Below are 17,330 nucleotides of genomic sequence, written 5' to 3'. Positions count from 1 at the left end.
AACGTATCCATAAACCGCCTTAAGCCCGATTTCCTTCCGGGCATCGGCGTAAAGCCGAATCAATATCGCACCTTATCGCCCTTTTCCGCCCAGGCGGCAAAAGGGCTGCCGGAGTCCGGCAGATCGAGATGCAGCATCGCGATGCGGCGCTCGGCAGGCTGAATCGCCAGCTCCTCATAGATGAAGCTGTCGTCAAATCCCGCCGTGGCCGCATCATGCCTGTCACAGGCGAAATAGACCTTTTGCAGCCTTGCCCAATAGATCGCGCCGAGGCACATCGGGCAAGGTTCGCAGCTGGTGTAAAGGATGCAGTCGGTTAACTGAAAATTCTGCAATTTCTGACAGGCGAGCCGAATCGCCAGGATTTCGGCGTGCGCGGTCGGGTCCAGATTAGTGGTCACCCGGTTGCCGCTGCCGGCGATGATTTCGCCGTTTCTGACGATCACCGCGCCGTAAGGTCCTCCCTGCCCCGATTCGACATTCCGCACCGCCAGCTCGATCGCCTGCTGCAAGAATTGCTGATGCACGCTCATAACCCCAAAGGATTCTCCGGATCGATGCCGTCCATGAACGGCAGGCGGCGATCCTGGTTGGTCAGTTGATAAACCTTGCCGAGCCAGTTGTCGAACAGGGCTCTCGCGGTATCGCGCCAGGTATTGTCGATCGTATCGAGCACCTGATTTTCCGGAAACTCGTCCAGAGCACCACCGGATTGCCGCGCCTCGATCACATGCTGGCGATAGTCGCCGAAGATGCGCTGCGCCTCCGGCGTGAAATAATTAACCGGAAACGGCGGATACTCGTCGATTTCGCCGCGATAGTAGCGCAGCACCTCGCGCTTGTATTCCTTCAGCAGGCTGATGTCGTCGTATTCGGGATGCCCCTGAAAGAACACGATACGGAAGCCGTCCGGGCTGACCGCCAGATGCACGCCGGCATCCTTGCTGACCGCCAGCACCTTCAATCCTTTCGCTTCCATGTCCTTTTGAAAAATCTCGTTGAAGCGCGAATGCGGCACATCGAAGCGGGTGTTGATTTCGGCGACCAGAGGATGCGTGCGGTTGACCAGACGGTGCGCGAATACGCCCCAGCGCTTGGCCGGCAGCCGGGTGCGTTCGATGCCGTAGCAATACTCGATCAGCGCATGCGTCGCAAGGCACGAACATAATACCGACGTCACGTTTTCCTTGGCCCAGGCAAATACCTCGGTCAACGGCTGCCAGAAATCTTCCTCGGGCAAGTGCGGATGGGTCACGTTCGCGCCGCTGATGATCAAGGCGTCCAGGCCGTCCTGCTTGATCTTTTCGAACGACTCGTAATACTTCGCGATATGCTCTTTCGCCGCCTCGCCTCGGGGCAGGCCCTCGATCGTGAAGGGATGCACATGAAACTGCGCGATCTGGTTGCAGGCGCCGACCAGCCGGAAAAACTGCCGTTCGGTCGCTTCCAGCGCCGCATCGGGCATGATGTTCAACAGGCCGATGTGCATCTCGCGGATGTCCTGATGGCTGGCGCGGTCGACCTCCAGGATCACCTCGCCTTCTTCCTTGAGCCGTGAGAATGTCGGTAAATCGGTGTGAGCGACTAATGGCATCAAATCAATCCGTCATTGCTGGGCCGCGATCGCCGCGGCAATCAGGCGGATAAAATCGTCTTCGGTCTCAACCTTCGCCGCCTCGTGCGCATTGATCGTATAACCGTACTGGTCGGCGATCGCCTGGTAATGCGGCAGTCTGGACTGATACAGTTCCGGAAACACCCAGGTCACGAATTCATTAGGAGGTATCTCGTCGGTCGTGGCATAGTTTTTCAGCGCCATGAATTCAGGGAGCTTTTCGTCGAGAAACTCTTCCCGGTAATACAGCGGTTTCGGCTCGGCCTTGGCGCGCGCGATGATCGTTTGCTCCAGATCGTTCGGGATTTCGATATAGACGATCAGCGTGTGCTTGGCGAGATTTTCGATCACTTCGGGGCAATCGAGTTCGGAAACGCTGCCGCCGGCATCGTTGATGAAATGCTTGTAGCCGTAGATGTCCTGTGCCTTGGCGATGAAATCCTGCACATCGTTCATCGCGCAGATTTCGGCCTGATGATGCAGTTTTTGCCGGCGCTTGAATTCCTCGAGCGACAGCCCGTGCAAGTTCGGATTTCCGAGTTTGCCGAGAAAACTCGACACCGGCGCCAGATTTTCGACCGTGATGTTGTTGCTGATCCGTATAGAATCGGACAGCAGCAAGTCGCGCAGGAACGGCACATGCATCGCCTGGCGCTTGATATTGTCCATGATCGGCTCTTCCAGATAGCGGGTGCCGATCCGGTAGTCGCCCGAATAGTGAAACCACTTGGCCTTGGGCAATTTGTTCGCGAGCGTGGTCTTGCCGGCTCCCGACATCGCGAGCAAGGTGATCCGCTTCGTCTCCCAATCCAGGAATTCCTGGGGGTCCATTCTCATAATGTTGTGTCCTGTTTAATCCAAATAATCTTCGAAATCGATGTCCTCGGGGTTGCGCCGATGCTCGTCCGTGTCGGTATAGCCCAGATCGTCGCCTTCGATGTCGTCGAAAGGCGCGCTCCAGTCTTCCGGTTCCTCGATAAAATCGAAAGTCGAATTATACCAGCTCTCGTGATCGTATTCGCCGATGTCGCCGTCGAGATACTGCACCTCGATCGAATCCTCGCCTTCCTCGATGTTGATCACTTTGAAAGTCAGATTGTTTTCCAAATCCTTGTACCAGTTTCCTACGATGGGATCTGCCACGGTTGACATAAGGGTTACCTCGAAAATTTAGAAATGCTGTATGGGATAATAAAACGGCAGGTTTTCATGCGCGCCCCGACCGATAGCGCGGAATCATCGTTTCCCTGATGACAGTGTTGGATATGCCCTGCCGAACTCGGAAACAAACTTTTCCCGGCCAGGCGTTAATAGTTTGGTAATAGTTATAGAGGAAGCGCCGCTTTCTTGCAAGATGGGGCTGTGCTACGATGGCTCATCACACGACTCTTAGCAGGCCTCACCATGCAGGAATTATTTATCGGAGGACAGAACGGCGTCAAGGTCTTATTGAATGCCGCGATGGCCAACCGGCACGGCATGATTTCCGGCGCGACCGGCACCGGCAAAACCGTGACCCTGCAAATCCTGGCCGAAGGTTTCTCGAAGATCGGCGTGCCGGTGTTTCTGGCCGACATCAAGGGCGATTTGTCCGGCATCGCACAGCCCGGCCAAATCAACGACAAAATCAACGAACGCGTGCAACTGACCGGCGTGACCGGCTTCCAGCCGCGCGGCAATCCGGCCGTATTTTGGGACGTGTTCGGCAAAAGCGGACACCCGGTGCGCGCCACGATCGCCGACATGGGGCCGCTGTTGCTGAGCAATTTATTGGAGCTGAACGACACCCAAAGCGGCGTGCTCTACAGTGGTTTCAAAATCGCCGACGATAACGGCATGCTGCTGCTCGATCTGAAAGACCTGCGCGCGTTGTTGACCTGGATGGGCGAGCATGCGAAAGAATTGCAGGCCGAATACGGCACGATCGCCTCCGCCAGCCTAGGCGCGATACAGCGGCAACTGCTGGTGCTCGAACAGCAGGGCGCCGAAAGCTTCTTCGGCGAACCGGCGCTGAATCTTGAGGACATCTGCAAGACCGACTTCTCCGGCAACGGCGTGATCAGCATCCTGGACGCGACCGAGTTGACGACAAAGTCGCCGCGCCTGTATGCGACCTTCCTGCTCTGGCTGCTCGCCGAACTGTACGAAAACCTGCCCGAGGCCGGCGACGCCGAGCGGCCGAAGCTGGTGCTGTTTTTCGACGAGGCGCATCTGATGTTCGAACAAGCGCCGAAAGCCTTGACCGACAAGATCGAGCAGATCGTCCGGCTGATCCGCTCGAAAGGCGTCGGCGTGTATTTCATCAGCCAGAGCCCGCTCGACGTGCCGGAAGACATTCTCGGCCAGCTCGGGCTCAAGATCCAGCATGCGCTGAGGGCGTTTACGCCGAAAGACCAGGCGGTCGTCAAGAGCGTCGCCGGCACCTTCCGCGCCAATCCGGCCATCGATACCGAGGCCGCGATCCTGGAGCTGAAGAAAGGCGAGGCACTGGTTTCGGTGCTCGATCATGACGGCAGCCCGACGCCGGTCGAACGCGTCTTCATTCGCCCGCCCGAATCGCAGATCGGCCCGCTGACCGATACGCAGCGCCAGGACTTACTCAGCCGCTCGCCGTTCAAAGGCCGCTACGACCAGGCGGTCGACCGCGAGTCGGCCTACGAACTGCTCAAGCAAAAAGAGCAGCTGGCCAGCGCGGCGGACCTTGAAGACATTCAAGCCAAGGTTACCCGGAAAGAGACAGGCTCTCCACGGCAGACCCGCGGCCGCGAAACCGCGACCGAAGCGCTGCTCAAAAGCGCCGCGCGCAGCATCGGCAGTCAGGTCGGAAGGCAGATCGTCCGCGGGGTGTTGGGGTCGTTGCTGGGCGGGCGGCGTTGACATGAAAAAATCCGCCAGGCCTCTCCTCGCCTCGGACTCATACCCCGGAAAACCCGGCAAGTTTTATCAAAACGGTACGCGCAGCGTACCCTACGCAGAAGGGAATTTAACCCACTTACCGCATGAAAACGTTATACCCAGAGATCGACCCCAACCCTATTTTTTATCTTGAAACCGGCAGCCAGCATGCGGTTTACGTCGAGGAAAGCGGCAATCCCGAAGGCATTCCGGTCATTTTCCTGCACGGCGGCCCGTGCTCGGGCACCAAACCCGATCATCGGCGCTTTTTCGATCCGGCACTCTACCGCATCATTCTGTTCGATCAGCGCGGCTGCGGCCAGTCGAAGCCGTTCGGCGAGATCGAGAACAACACGACGCAGGATCTGATCGACGACATGGAGCGCATCCGCATCCATCTGAACATCAGCCAATGGCTGCTGTTCGGCGGCTCCTGGGGCGCCGCGCTGGCGCTGTTGTATGCCCAGCAGCATCCGGGCCGGGTGCTCGGCATGATCCTGCGCGGCGTATTCCTGGCGCGGCAGATGGATATGGACTGGTTTCTGAAAAACGGCGCGGGACGCATCTATCCCGAACAATGGCAACTTCTCTACGAAAGCATCCCCTCGCGCGACCGGGTCAATCTGCTGCAAGGGCTTTGCAAAGCGATTGCCGGCGACGACGAGATCGCCCAGCGCCGGGTCGCCCGCGCATGGTCGGCCTGGGGCGGGCAAGTCGCGCTCGGCAACGCTTTTGAGGCCGACGAAAACAGCCATGTGACCGAGCAAATGGTCCAGCAGGCCGCGATGGAACTGCATTATGCCGAACACAGCTATTTCATCGAGGAAAACCAGATTCTGGACAACTGCAACAAACTGCACGGTATTCCCACCGCAATCATCCACGGCCGCAACGACCTGGTCTGCCCGATCGAAGCCGCGTTCAGCCTGCAACACGCCCTGCCCGAGGCCGACATGATCGTGCTGCCGAACGCAGCCCACATCGCCCAAAGCGAGGAGATGATCGACGCCCTGGTGAGCGCGGCCGACCGGTTTGCGGAACAACTGGCGTCCCGTGTCGCCGCCGGGGTGTGAGGAAGGAATCCCCATGCAGAAAAAACGTTTGATCATTGCGATGACAGGCGCGACCGGCGCGGTCTATGGCGTCAGGATGCTGCAACACTTGCAGCCGCAGCCGGAATGGGAGACCCACCTGGTCATCTCGGATGCCGGCGTGGTGAATCTGAAGCACGAGATGAACATGAAGCGCGCCGATCTGTATCGCCTGGCCGACGTGACCCACGGCATCAGCGACATCGCCGCCAGCATCGCCAGCGGCGGTTTCAAGACCGAAGGCATGATCATCGCGCCCTGCTCGATGAAGACGCTCGCCGCGGTCGCGCACGGCTTCGGCGACAACCTGATCTCGCGCTCTGCCGACGTGGTGCTGAAAGAACGGCGGCGCCTCGTGATCATGCCGCGCGAAACGCCGCTGAATCTGATGCATATCCGCAATATGGGGACCGTCACCGAAATGGGCGGCATCATGTTTCCGCCGATGCCGGCTTTTTACAGCAAGTCGGACTCCTTGGCCGCGATGGTCGATGAAACGGTCGGGCGGGTGCTCGATATGTTCGGCGCGAATGTCGAAGGGCTCTACACGCCTTGGGCAGGATTGTAGGGTGCGCACCGCGCACCTTTCCAAAACTTTCCGGCAGGTCGAGACTTCGAAAAGGCACGCAATGCGTGCCCTACGCTGCGGGCTTCACGTCGAACGCCACGCAAACCCGCTCCTGGTCCGAATGAAACGGAATCGTGCGATGAAACAACGAGGAAGGAAACAACACCAGATCGCCGACCTGTTGATCGACGATTTGGCTCGGAAAATTGTCATGCAGCCTCGGATAATCGTCGCCGTCGGTGCTGTAGGCAAAGCTGCCTTCGTGACCGGCTATCCTTTCGGGCAGCTTCAGATAGACGCAGCCGCTGATCCAGCCTTCCTCGTGGATGTGCGAGGTCAGATAGCCGCCCTGCTTCATCCTTAAATACCAGGAGCTGGTAAATTCGACCCGGTGCGGAAAGGCCTTGATGATTTCCTCGCGGCTGCCGGCAAAATGCTGCCGGTATTCCGCAATTTTCTGGCGAATCAGCGCGGCCAGCTTCTGGAAAGACGGTTCCGATCTCAGCAATAAATTACCGGCGGACTGCATGCCGTAATACAGCCGCCCCTGCTTTCTTTCCGCGATCGCGAGATGCTGAATGTCCTGCAAGAGTTCGTGCAGCAGCGGGCTATCGGGCGCGGCCAGTTCATTGATCCGCGTATGCAGCACATAGTCCATCGGCTCTTTGCAGAATTGATAGGCATTTTGCTGACCGAAGTTGGTCGCATAGTGGGCCGCCAGCGCGCCGAGCAGCACCGAATGATGCTTGGACTGGGCTGCAAGTTGGTCGAAGCGTTGTTTGAACGGCTCGAACTGTCCGGTTTTGTACAGGCATTGCAGCGCCCGCTCCTTGCTGTCGGCAAAGTCGGAGGCTTCGAAATAGGGAATCGCGTCATGTAGACGGCCGGCGAGGCAGAGCGTCTCGCCGAGGTTGTATTGCGCCCGGCCATGCTGAGGCTCTGCCGCCAATGCCCGTTCATAGCAGCGCACCGCCTCTTCCATCTCGCCGCGGTCGCGCAGGGTTTCGCCGAGCGAATTCCAGGCATCGGCAAAATCGGGATCGAGATTGACCGCTTCCCGAAACTCCAGGACCGCATCCTGATGCCGCCCCAGCCCGTACAAGACCGTCCCGAGATTGAAGTGGCCGCGCGCGTCAGTTTGAATCGCCAGCGCCTTGCGGTAGCATTGCTCGGCCTCTTCGAGCCTTCCTTGCAGTTGCTGCACGGCGCCGAGATTGCCGAGCGCCTCAAAAAAACGCGGCTCCAGATCGACGGCCTTCTGGTAATGCTGCGCCGCCTCCTTCAGAAATCCCTGTCCCTGCAACAGCGCGCCCAGATTGAAATGCGCGGACGGCAACGACGGCTTCAGTTGCAAGGCCTTACGGTAACAGGCGACCGCCGCCTTCTGATCGTTCAGCTGCGTCTGCAGCACGCCCAGGTTGAAATGGATTTCGGCAATGTTCGGATCGATCGCCAGGAGCTTCCGGAAACTGGCCGCCGCCTCGCGCAATCTCCCCTGCCCTTGCTGGCAAAGTCCGATGATGTTGTACAACACCGGCGCTTTCGGATAGGCGCCGAGCAATGCCTGCGCCTGAACCTCGGCCTGCTGCAAACGGCCGCTTTGGTAAAGTTGATGCAGGGCCTGCAATTCGGAAGGCTGCGGCTGTTTCGGAATTTTCAGTTGGGGTTTCACAAGAATCCGCGCTAAGTGGAGCCAACCGTCAGGAAAGTAGCTTCGAGTTCTTGCTATTCCGGAAAATCAGCGGTTTTTCATTGACCGCTAAAGCACTGTCTCTCGCCGAAGCGATCGCCTCCTCGATCAAATGATGATCCGGCGACTTGCTGCACACCGGATCGGCCGCGTACATGTCGCCGGCCAGCAGATAGGCCTGGCAGCGGCAGCCGCCGTGATCTTTTTCTTTTTCGTCGCAGCTGCGGCAGGGTTCTTTCATCCAGTCGTCGCCGCGGAAGAAGTTGAACGCTTTCGATTCGTTCCAGATCTCTTCGATGCTGTAGTCCTTCACGTTCGGGCAGTCGAGCCCCGGCAGGTCGCGCGCCGCGTGACAAGGCAGCGCCATGCCGTCCGGCGCGATCGTCAGGAAGGTCGTGCCCCAGCCGTTCATGCAGGCTTTCGGGCGGTCTTCGTAATAATCGGGCACCACGTAATAGATTTTCATCCTGCCCGCGACCTTTTCCTTGAACGCCTGCGCGATCGCCTCGGCCTCTTCGAACTGCTCCTGGGTCGGCATCAACAAATCGCGGTTTGCATGCGCCCAGCCGTAATACTGCGTATTCGCGAGTTCCAGGTAGTCGGCGCCCAGCTCCTCGGCCATCGCCAGGATTTCGGGCATCTGATGAATATTCTCGCGGTGGATCACCACACAGAGCACCATCGGATAGCCGTGTTTCTTGACCAGATGCGCGACTTCCTTCTTATGTTCGAACGATGCGGTGCCGGCGATATGGTCGTTCAACTCCTGCGTGCTGGCCTGGATACTGACCTGGATATGGTCGAGCCCGGCTTCCTTGAGCTGCACGATTTTTTCCTCGGTCATGCCGTAGCCCGAGGTAATCAGGTTCGAATAATAACCCAGCTCCCGCGCATGCTTGACCAGCTCGACCAGGTCTTTGCGGGTCAGCGGTTCGCCGCCGGAAAAACCGAGCTGCACCGCGCCCATCTTGCGCGCTTCGGTGAGCACGCGCTTCCAGTCCTCGGTCGTCAGTTCGGACGGGTATTGGCTGTAATCGATTGGATTCGAGCAATACGGGCACTGCAACGGGCAGGCGTAGGTCAGTTCCGCCAGCAGCCAGCGCGGCGGGGTAATCTTAGTGTTGTTGAATCCAGCCATTTTTTAAAGCGATGTCGAGGAAAGCGGTGATGTCGTGGATCAGACCCGAGGCCTGGAACTTCTGTTCCAGCTCGCCGACGATCTGGCCGAGGTTATGCGCGCCGTCGCACAGTTGTAGAATCTCGGCCGAGCTTTGATTCAGTTCGACCATGCCTTCGGGATAAAGGATCACGAATTTTTGCTGAGCTTCTTCCCATTGCAGGCGGAGCATGGGCGAAAATTTGATCGGTTGTTCGGGATTGATACTCATTGGCAATGTGTGCGCCTGTCTGTGTGGAAGTTAGGCGGCGGTCTTTTTTTGATCCGCCGCCAGCATGCTTTCGATGCTGTTGGAAACAGGCAGCATACTGACCGGGCCCAAAATGTCAAATAATTCAATGGACGATTCTTCAAAGCCGGCCGTCCGGCCCGCCGAATTCAAAGCGCCCTGATGAGGATCTGATCGATCGCCCCATCGACCGCAACCGCTCCGCAAATGTCGTCGCTCACAGCAAATCCTGAAAGCGACCAGTCTCCGGCATGGCCGCAGGACGTGGGTACGTCGAGCATCCTCTCGGGGTTGAGGGGGTCGATCACGCAATGCGGTAGCCCCAGACTGATACCTTGACCGACCGCCTTGACGAAGGCTTCCTTGCGTGTCCAGAAGCGGTAAAACGCGTGCAATCGCTCCGCTTCGGGCAAAGCCAGCCAATACGCCTTTTCCTCCGCACCGAAGCATTTATCGGCCAGTGCGTCCATATTCGCTCGGGGTTTGCAGGATTCTATATCGATGCCGACCCGGCAGCCGCGGCTGATGACGACCGCCATCCGGTCGGCCGTATGCGAGAGGTTGAAAGCGAAATCCGGAAAATCGGGCAGATAAGGTTTGCCGTGGGCATGGCGGGCGAACCGCAAGCGTTCCGGCGCGATATCGATCGCTTTGCCAAGAATGATTCGCAGTCGTCCCTGTGCCTCGACCTGACGCGCTTGCCTTTGCGGATTTTTGATGCGTTGCGCGCGGCTCTGCTCGTCGCTGTCGAGCAGGTGCCAGTAATACGGCAATTCGGCCGGAAGCGCTGAGACCCTGCCGAACCGGATATTCAGCACATGGAGGGTCATTGTTGCATCCTGCCCATGCTAGGGTCCAACGAGAGCCATCCCCTCGCCGCGCGGATCGCTGCCGGCGCTCAACTCGCGAGTCTTTTTATTCCAGAGTACCGCCTGCATGTCGCCGTAGCGTTCAGGCACGACGGTCAATTGATGGCCTTTCGCGGCAAGGTCTTTGACTTCACTTGCGTTCAATGCACCGGGTTCGTATTGAATCGCATCCGGCAGATATTGATGATGAAAGCGCGGCAAGCTGACCCACGAAGCGGGTTCGTGCCCCTCCGCGTAGTCAAGCGCTGCGAGCAGCACCATCGAGATGATCCGACTGCCGCCCGGCGTGCCAAGCACCGCGACGCCGCGCTCGTTTTCGAGAAAAGTCGGCGTCATGCTCGACAGCATCCGTTTGCCCGGCTGTATCGCATTCGCCGCGCCGCCGACCAGGCCATAGACGTTGCCGGCGCTGCTCGCGAAATCGTCCATCTCGTCATTCAGCAACACGCCGGTTCCCTCCGCGACGAAGCCGGAACCGAACTGAAAATTGATGCTCAGGGTCGCCGCGACGCGGTTGCCGTCCTGATCGATGATCGAAAAATGCGTCGTATTCGCCGCTTCCGCCTCCTGTTCGTCTTCCCCGGACAACATCGCGCTCGGCAAGGCCTTGTCGAAGCGGATCGTGCTGCGCAGGCCCGCCGCATAATCGGCGTTCAACAAGCGCTCGACTGGAATGGATACATAATCGGGATCGCCGAGGTACAAGGCGCGGTCGTGATAGGCGCGGCGCATCGCCTCGACGATCAGGTGCTTGCGCGTCGCCGGGTCCGCCTGTTTCAAATCATAGGCCGACAGCACATTCAACGCCTCGATCAACACGATGCCGCCCGACGAAGACGGCGGGGAACTGGTGATCTTGATGCCGTGGTAGTTGCCCTTGAGCGGCCGCCGTTCGACGACGCGGTAGGATTCGAGGTCCTCTTCGGTCCAAATGCCGCCGGCAGACCTGACACTGTTGACGAGCTTTGCCGCCACCTTGCCCCGGTAAAATCCGTCCCGGCCCGACTTGGCGATCTGTTTGAGCGTAGCGGCCAAATCCGGCTGGCGCAGAATCGAAAAAGGCGCCGGCAGCCTGCCTTGCGGCAAAAAGATGCGCGCAGAGGAGCGAAAACGGCCGACGACCTGCTGCCGGGTCCCGAGCAGCTTCAGGAATTTGTGGCCGACTGCAAAGCCGTTTTCGGCGATCCGAATCGCCGGCGCGAGGCTTTCGGCGAGCGGCAGGCGCCCGTAACGTTCGGACAAATGCGCGAGCGCGGCCGGCATGCCGGGTATCGCGGCGGCCAGCGCGCCGTCGACCGATAACTTCGGATCGGCCTTGCCCCGGCTGTCCAGAAACATGTCCTTGCGCGCGGCGAACGGCGCCTTTTCGCGGCCGTCGATCATCGTCTCGAAGCCGTCGGAGGCCCGGTGCAGCAGCCAATAGCCGCCGCCGCCCAGCCCCGAACCGGACGGTTCGACCACGGCTAAAACCGCGCTGACCGCCACGGCCGCATCGAACACATTGCCGCCTTTGTTGAGGATTTCAAAGCCCGCGCGCGTCGCCAAAGGATGCGCGCTCGCGATCGCGGCCTGGGGTGAGGGTGCGACAGCATTCGCCGGTAGCGCCGCCGGCGCGAACAACAGCGCCGCATACAGGCAGATCAGGCGTTTCATGTCAGGCATCCGGCTCATCGTACAGCTTCAACACCATGCGTTTAAACCAGGCCGGACGAAACAATACGATATAGATGCCGACCACGCTGGTCACCGGCATCGGCCCGATGCCGAGAATGGTCAGCAGAACCAACACGATCACCAGCTTTAGTCTAAGACCCATCGCTTATCGCCTATCCACCGCGTGACTAATCCCACTCCAGGATCTTCCACATGTTGATTTGATTGCCCCGGTCCAGATCGTTGCCCTGCACGTCCATCCTGCCGTCGCCGTCCGAGTCGATGAAGTAATACGGAGGACCGACATCCGGGATCACCTTGATCATATACAGCTGGGCGCCATGACGGTATTCCTGGATCGTATTCTTGCCCTTGCGGATGATCGTAATGTCGGGCTCCAGCGTTTCGCCGCTCTGTACCGGCATCGGCGGTTCGGGCACCTCCTCGGGCGCATCTTCCAGCTGCGAGGACCCTTCTTCCACCCGGGGAGGCTTTTCGTCCACCGCATAGGCCGGCAGTGCAAGACACAATAAGAATAAAAATCGGCGCATGGCGGCGGCTTCCAAAGTCAAAAATCGGGTTATCTTAATCGTTCAGGCGAATTCGCTGCAAATAAATCACTGCGACCTTTCGTCCTGCATTAAGCACTACGCAAAAACTGATTTTACTCAGTTGAGTCAGCTATTGCATGGGCTTTAGAAGGTCCTGCGGCTCCCCACGTTCAAATTCTGTGAATGCGAGGCGTTTAAATGCAAACTGGAGCCGTTTTAAAAACAATACAGATAACGTGTAGTTAGTCACTTACCGTGTGGACTAGAATCGGATCTTTTTGCCAGGAGTTCATCAACGGCTTTCTTCTTCGATCCACAACGCGACGGTTGAGAATTTCAGCCGCTGTACTCGGGCCTGAATTTCTAGAGTCATTCAATGACGAACGGTTGACATATTCGCGCGCCGAAACGGGCGTATTTTTGAAAACCGCGCCATCGATGCGCTTGATCAGCCGCCTTGCCACTTCATCAGGGTATACCTGGACCAATGCATGCCTTTCCTGTTCGTTTGAGTCTATATCCTGAATCGACAGGATTTCAATGTCTTGAACAGATATTTTGGTTCTGGAACCGACCAAGAAACTATCGTTAAAAGCCGGCTCAATGAAAGCCGCTATCTCATATTTCTTGGTGTTTATGGGTATATTTCTAAAAAATATTATCATAGCCCCCCCTTGCATTACATGATTAGCCCCTGCCTGCCAGTATAGAGCCCCTGCTTTAGATCAGACAATCGATATTTATTGGATATTAATATCTACAATTCCGATATTAAAACTGAACTCCTGGCAATAAGCATGCCTACGACTTACCACATCAAATCATCGGGTATCTCGTATTGCGCATACGGATCGTCGCTCGGTTGGACCGCTTGAGCGGAGGCATCGTTCCACACGATCACACAGGCCGGATCGCGCTCGCGGATCTTTCCGGCAATGTCGACCGGCACCACTTCGTAGCGTTTGCGCAGCCTGACGATCGCCAATCTGCCGTTGCTGATCTGATCCCGCATCGCTTTCGGCACGAACAGCTTTTTGACCTTGTTATGATCGGTAAAATGATAGGCCTGGCTGTCGTCAAATTCATCGATCGCGCCCTCGTCGATCGCGATACGGTGGCTTTCGATCAATTGCCGAACTTGCGCGGCGATTTGCTTGCGTTCTTCCTGCTCTTGTTTAAGCCGATTCAGTTCCTTGTCGCGCTCGGCCTTTTCGGCAAGCGCCTGCTGCACCATGCGCTTGCCCTCATCCGAGATCTCCACCTTATTATGGCGCTGCTGCTGAACCTGTTTATGTTTGTCGGACTTTGCGGTCCTGACCTGCGCGGTGGTCACAAGCCCCGTCTTCAACAATTGTTCCTGCAGCGATAATTTTTTTTGACTCATAAACCTCATCCCAATGACATCATCATACGCCTCATTATAAAGGGTCTCGATTGCTGTCAAAAAGTGATATTTTCCCGGCCGTGCCGGCAGGTTTTGCGATGCGGCCCCAGGCGGGTACAATGGGCTGAACCGAGGCATTGGAGACCGACCATGAGCGACAACAAAAATAACGACGAACAATGGCGCGATAAATTGACGCCCGATCAATTCGCGATCTGCCGGCTGAAAGCCACCGAACCGCCGTTTACCGGCAAATACTACGACTGCAAAACGCCGGGAATCTATCGCTGCGCCTGCTGCGGCAATGCATTGTTCGATTCCGATACCAAATATGATTCGGGCTCCGGCTGGCCGAGTTTCTGGGATGTGTTATCCGCAGACAGCGTCGCCGAACATGCCGACAGCAGCCACGGCATGCGCCGGGTCGAAGTGACCTGCAAGTCGTGCGGCGCGCATCTCGGCCATGTGTTCACGGATGGTCCGCAGCCGAGCGGGCTGCGTTACTGCATCAATTCCGCCGCGCTGGATTTGCAGGAAAGATCATGACCGCCAGACAACACGCGCAGCATTTGCTGGACTTCATCGACAAGAGCCCGAGCCCCTGGCATGCGGTCGCCTCGATCGAAACCGCCGCCAAGGCATTTCTGTTTAACCGGCTCGACGAAAGCGCCAAATGGGATTTGCATGCGGGCGGGCGCTATTACGTCGTGCGCGACGATTCCTCGATCGTGCTGTTCGTGTTGGGACACAAAGCGACCGCCGAATCCGGCTTCAGCATCGTCGGCGCGCATACCGACTCGCCGGGCCTCCGCGTCAAGCCGAATCCCGCGACAGTGAGTGACGGTATCGCCCGGCTCGGCGTCGAGATTTACGGCGGCCCGATTCTTGCGACCTTTACCGACCGCGACCTGAGCCTCGCCGGACGGGTTAGCTATGTCGATGACCGCGAACGCCTCACGCACAAGCTGGTGCGCTTCGAGCGACCGCTGTTGCGTCTGCCGAATCTTGCGATCCACATGAACCGTGGCGTCAACGAAGACGGCCTGAAGCTGCACAAACAGAACGAATTGCCGCTGCTGCTCGCGCAATTGACCGGCGAACAACTGCCGCAGCCTTATTTTTTATCCTTGCTGGAACAGGCCGTCGGCATCGGCGCCGCGCAAGTACTGTCCTGGGATCTGGCCGTCTACGACACCCAGAAAGGCGCGCTCTGGGGCGCGAACCAGGAATTCATCGCCGACAGCCAGCTCGACAACCTGGCCTCCTGCCATGCCGGACTGCAAGCCCTGCTCGACGATAACATCCTGAATCAGGCCGAAAGCACGCTGGTCTGCGCGTTCTTCGACCACGAAGAAATCGGCAGCGAAAGCCACATCGGCGCGGCCGGCAGCTTCTTGACCGATGTGCTGGAACGGATCAGCATCGCGACGTCACCGGACCGCGAGGACCATGCGCGTGCGCTGTCGCAAAGCTTTTTGATCAGCGCGGACATGGCGCATGCCTATCAACCCAACTTCCCTTCGGCCTACGACGCGGATCATAAGGTCTTCGTGAACAAGGGCCCGGTGATCAAGGCCAACGCGAATCGGCGCTACAGCTCCGAAAGCATCTCCACCGCACGCTTCATCCATTGGTGCGAGGAAGCCGGCGTTCCCTATCAACGCTACTCGCACCGCTGCGACCTGCCCTGCGGCAGCACGATCGGGCCGATCGCCTCGGCCAAGCTCGGCATCCGCAGCGTCGACATCGGCTGCCCGATGTGGGCGATGCACAGCCTCCGCGAAAGCGCGGGCGTGTTGGATCACGATTATATGATACGGGTCTTGAAGCGGTTTTTTATGGGTTAAGCCTCCTACTGCACGTACGCCACCGCCGGGCAAAGCCCTGCCCTGCATTCCACTGGATGACGCGTTCGATTTATCGGCCATCGGTTACTGACTGACTGACTGACTGACTGACTGAGTATCGTATTTGAATGATCTTGGGCTGCCTAGTATTGGTTGTTCGATGAAAAAACGGGGTAGCGGGCATAATGGGCATGCCCGACCTAGCTTATACCCCCTACGCGCCTCATTTCCTCATCTTCAACATGCCACGGATTGAGATGCCGCGATTTTCCATGGCCGTAAATAGTCTGCGTCCTCCGTCGACTCCATCCCGGAACAGTTTTACGAACGGATAGGTTATCTGTCGGCAAACATTCCACATTAGTCGCGATTTCCTTACTCGACTCTCGCAGGGAAAATCGGAATCGGCAATACCTGTAGCCGGATATTCTGATGGGCCTCGATAAGCTGTTCCGAAGAGATAGTCCCAGAAGCTGAAAAGCACGCCGAAGTTCTTGTCACGATGACGATCCTCTTTTGAGTGATGTAGTCGATGAAATTGCGGCGACACCAGAACATAGTTTAAAACCCCAAAATCGATCTGCACGTTGGCATGGATGAATCTCTGCATGGCCCCTCTTATCACTACCATTGCGGTAAGTATGGGGAGCGCTGGGTCGAACATGAGAAATGGAGCGTAGGTTATGACCCTCCGAAAGAGAACGTCGACCGGGTGACTGCGATCATCGGTAAAAACGTTTATCTGTTCCTGAGAATGATGGACGGCGTGAAATGCCCATAGCACCGAGTTTTTGTGGATCAACACATGACTAAACCAGTTTAGGAAATCACTCATCACCACTGCCAGTAGGACTTGTAAGGACAAAGGCCATGCCGATGTGGTTTGAATTGTCAAAAAGCTCAGATTATGATCGTAGACAGCCTCGAGAATGATGAACGTTGGTCCCAGCAAGAGCGGGTCTAAAAGCGTGCGCACCACGAACCAGATCGCATCCTGCAGGAAGCCAGCGCTCAAGAGCGGCTGCTCTAGCCTGCATGGGACAAGGTATTCGAGCAGCAAGATGAACGGCACTACAAAATAAAGACAATTCTTATACAGAGACCAAACCAACTCACGAATGAAATCAGGCAACTCGTGGTACAAATCCCGTAAATTGATCAAAAAGCGCTGAAACGCCGCAGAAAAAGAATCAGCATCTAGTGTAAAACCCAACTTGGAAATTTTAATGATATCTAACTGGAGATCCAGCAATGAGAGGATCGCAATGAAACCAATTATTAAGAAAACGGTTGGAAAATTAGGATGATCTACCAAGAAGCGACGAAGCCATCGAGGCAAATTTAGAAAGCTATTTAAAGAAGTTGATCGGTGATTTGACATGATTTTTCTTCATTAGCCCATATTTTGCATAAAAAATGGCTATCCTTGCTTAGCTCATTGATAGAAAGACTATTCCGTCAATTATTAAGCAAGCATTTTCCACTCAGATTTTCGAAAATATATACAAAGCTTTGCGAAAGCAGTCGAAGCGGTGGAAAGCTATCCAACATCTCACGCAGAAATGCGTACTTGATCTTCTCCCTCAGGATTTCGGCGCAGTTCAGTTCGGTTAAACATGAAAAAAACCAACCTAATCCTAGCCAATCCCATTAAGCTTCCGCTACGGTCTTTTTGTAGATGGATGCAGAGTTCCCAACAGCCAGCTTATCGGGCTTGCGGGACGCACAAAACCTGAAATCGGCTCAATCTCAGCGGGAGAA

The 17,330-nt window shown here is 56.9% G+C and carries 19 protein-coding genes; 5 read left to right on the top strand and 14 right to left on the bottom strand.

The window, feature by feature from the left end:
• Positions 1-59 precede the first annotated feature (59 nt).
• From METLA_RS0116885 to METLA_RS0116870, 4 genes are read right to left on the bottom strand one after another with little or no spacing between them, the layout of a single operon-like run.
• Positions 60-527 (bottom strand): nucleoside deaminase, encoded by a 468-nt coding sequence (locus METLA_RS0116885; RefSeq protein WP_024299665.1) that lies wholly within the window; start codon positions 525-527, stop codon positions 60-62.
• A gap of 2 nt (positions 528-529) precedes the next feature.
• A complete protein-coding gene (gene metA / locus METLA_RS0116880) occupies positions 530-1,594 on the bottom strand; it encodes a homoserine O-succinyltransferase MetA (RefSeq protein WP_024299664.1) in 1,065 nt (354 codons plus the stop codon).
• A 12-nt stretch (positions 1,595-1,606) separates the two neighbouring features.
• Positions 1,607-2,452, bottom strand: a complete 846-nt coding sequence (locus METLA_RS0116875; protein WP_024299663.1) for an ATPase — start codon at positions 2,450-2,452, stop codon at positions 1,607-1,609.
• A gap of 15 nt (positions 2,453-2,467) precedes the next feature.
• Positions 2,468-2,767, bottom strand: coding sequence for a DUF6763 family protein (locus METLA_RS0116870; RefSeq protein WP_024299662.1), 300 nt, complete (start codon positions 2,765-2,767; stop codon positions 2,468-2,470).
• Positions 2,768-3,019: 252 nt separating this feature from the next.
• Between METLA_RS0116870 and METLA_RS0116865 the strand changes: the two genes are divergently transcribed.
• The 3 genes from METLA_RS0116865 to METLA_RS0116855 all read left to right on the top strand — a co-directional run bounded on the left by METLA_RS0116865 (position 3,020) and on the right by METLA_RS0116855 (position 6,169).
• Positions 3,020-4,492 (top strand): helicase HerA-like domain-containing protein, encoded by a 1,473-nt coding sequence (locus METLA_RS0116865; RefSeq protein WP_024299661.1) that lies wholly within the window; start codon positions 3,020-3,022, stop codon positions 4,490-4,492.
• A 122-nt stretch (positions 4,493-4,614) separates the two neighbouring features.
• Positions 4,615-5,583 carry a prolyl aminopeptidase gene (pip, locus tag METLA_RS0116860; protein WP_024299660.1) on the top strand — a complete coding sequence of 323 codons (969 nt, stop codon included), beginning with the start codon at positions 4,615-4,617 and terminating at the stop codon, positions 5,581-5,583.
• 13 nt (positions 5,584-5,596) lie between these two features.
• Positions 5,597-6,169 (top strand): UbiX family flavin prenyltransferase, encoded by a 573-nt coding sequence (locus METLA_RS0116855; protein WP_024299659.1) that lies wholly within the window; start codon positions 5,597-5,599, stop codon positions 6,167-6,169.
• 70 nt (positions 6,170-6,239) lie between these two features.
• On the opposite strand, the gene METLA_RS0116850 is transcribed toward METLA_RS0116855, so the two are convergent.
• The 9 genes from METLA_RS0116850 to METLA_RS0116805 form a co-directional block, all read right to left on the bottom strand.
• On the bottom strand, positions 6,240-7,841 hold the full coding sequence (locus tag METLA_RS0116850) for a tetratricopeptide repeat protein (RefSeq protein WP_024299658.1): 1,602 nt from the start codon (positions 7,839-7,841) through the stop codon (positions 6,240-6,242).
• Positions 7,842-7,869: 28 nt separating this feature from the next.
• Positions 7,870-8,997 (bottom strand): pyrroloquinoline quinone biosynthesis protein PqqE, encoded by a 1,128-nt coding sequence (pqqE, locus tag METLA_RS0116845; protein WP_024299657.1) that lies wholly within the window; start codon positions 8,995-8,997, stop codon positions 7,870-7,872.
• Complete coding sequence (gene pqqD, locus METLA_RS0116840) at positions 8,975-9,247, bottom strand: pyrroloquinoline quinone biosynthesis peptide chaperone PqqD (RefSeq protein WP_024299656.1); 273 nt, start codon at positions 9,245-9,247, stop codon at positions 8,975-8,977. Before pqqD ends, pqqE begins: the two co-directional genes overlap by 23 nt.
• A gap of 167 nt (positions 9,248-9,414) precedes the next feature.
• Positions 9,415-10,095: a 4'-phosphopantetheinyl transferase family protein gene (locus METLA_RS0116830; RefSeq protein WP_024299655.1), complete on the bottom strand. Its 681-nt coding sequence runs from the start codon at positions 10,093-10,095 to the stop codon at positions 9,415-9,417.
• Positions 10,096-10,113: 18 nt separating this feature from the next.
• Positions 10,114-11,787 (bottom strand): gamma-glutamyltransferase, encoded by a 1,674-nt coding sequence (gene ggt / locus METLA_RS0116825; RefSeq protein ID WP_024299654.1) that lies wholly within the window; start codon positions 11,785-11,787, stop codon positions 10,114-10,116.
• 1 nt (position 11,788) lies between these two features.
• Positions 11,789-11,950 (bottom strand): hypothetical protein, encoded by a 162-nt coding sequence (locus tag METLA_RS23300; protein ID WP_198408479.1) that lies wholly within the window; start codon positions 11,948-11,950, stop codon positions 11,789-11,791.
• A gap of 25 nt (positions 11,951-11,975) precedes the next feature.
• Positions 11,976-12,338, bottom strand: coding sequence for a DUF2782 domain-containing protein (locus tag METLA_RS0116815; RefSeq protein WP_024299653.1), 363 nt, complete (start codon positions 12,336-12,338; stop codon positions 11,976-11,978).
• Between the two features lie 242 nt (positions 12,339-12,580).
• Positions 12,581-13,003 carry a hypothetical protein gene (locus METLA_RS0116810; RefSeq protein ID WP_152539472.1) on the bottom strand — a complete coding sequence of 141 codons (423 nt, stop codon included), beginning with the start codon at positions 13,001-13,003 and terminating at the stop codon, positions 12,581-12,583.
• 143 nt (positions 13,004-13,146) lie between these two features.
• Complete coding sequence (locus METLA_RS0116805; protein WP_024299651.1) at positions 13,147-13,722, bottom strand: DUF2058 domain-containing protein; 576 nt, start codon at positions 13,720-13,722, stop codon at positions 13,147-13,149.
• Between the two features lie 150 nt (positions 13,723-13,872).
• Between METLA_RS0116805 and msrB the strand changes: the two genes are divergently transcribed.
• Complete coding sequence (gene msrB / locus METLA_RS0116800; protein WP_024299650.1) at positions 13,873-14,268, top strand: peptide-methionine (R)-S-oxide reductase MsrB; 396 nt, start codon at positions 13,873-13,875, stop codon at positions 14,266-14,268.
• Positions 14,265-15,569, top strand: a complete 1,305-nt coding sequence (locus METLA_RS0116795; RefSeq protein ID WP_024299649.1) for a M18 family aminopeptidase — start codon at positions 14,265-14,267, stop codon at positions 15,567-15,569. Before msrB ends, METLA_RS0116795 begins: the two co-directional genes overlap by 4 nt.
• A 223-nt stretch (positions 15,570-15,792) precedes the next feature.
• On the opposite strand, the gene METLA_RS21530 is transcribed toward METLA_RS0116795, so the two are convergent.
• Positions 15,793-16,950, bottom strand: coding sequence for a sterol desaturase family protein (locus METLA_RS21530; RefSeq protein WP_084480169.1), 1,158 nt, complete (start codon positions 16,948-16,950; stop codon positions 15,793-15,795).
• Positions 16,951-17,330: the final 380 nt, after the last annotated feature.

This window comes from Methylomicrobium lacus LW14, from assembly GCF_000527095.1.
Taxonomy (GTDB): Bacteria; Pseudomonadota; Gammaproteobacteria; order Methylococcales; family Methylomonadaceae; genus Methylomicrobium; species Methylomicrobium lacus.
This window is presented reverse-complemented; position numbering and strand designations above follow the sequence as displayed.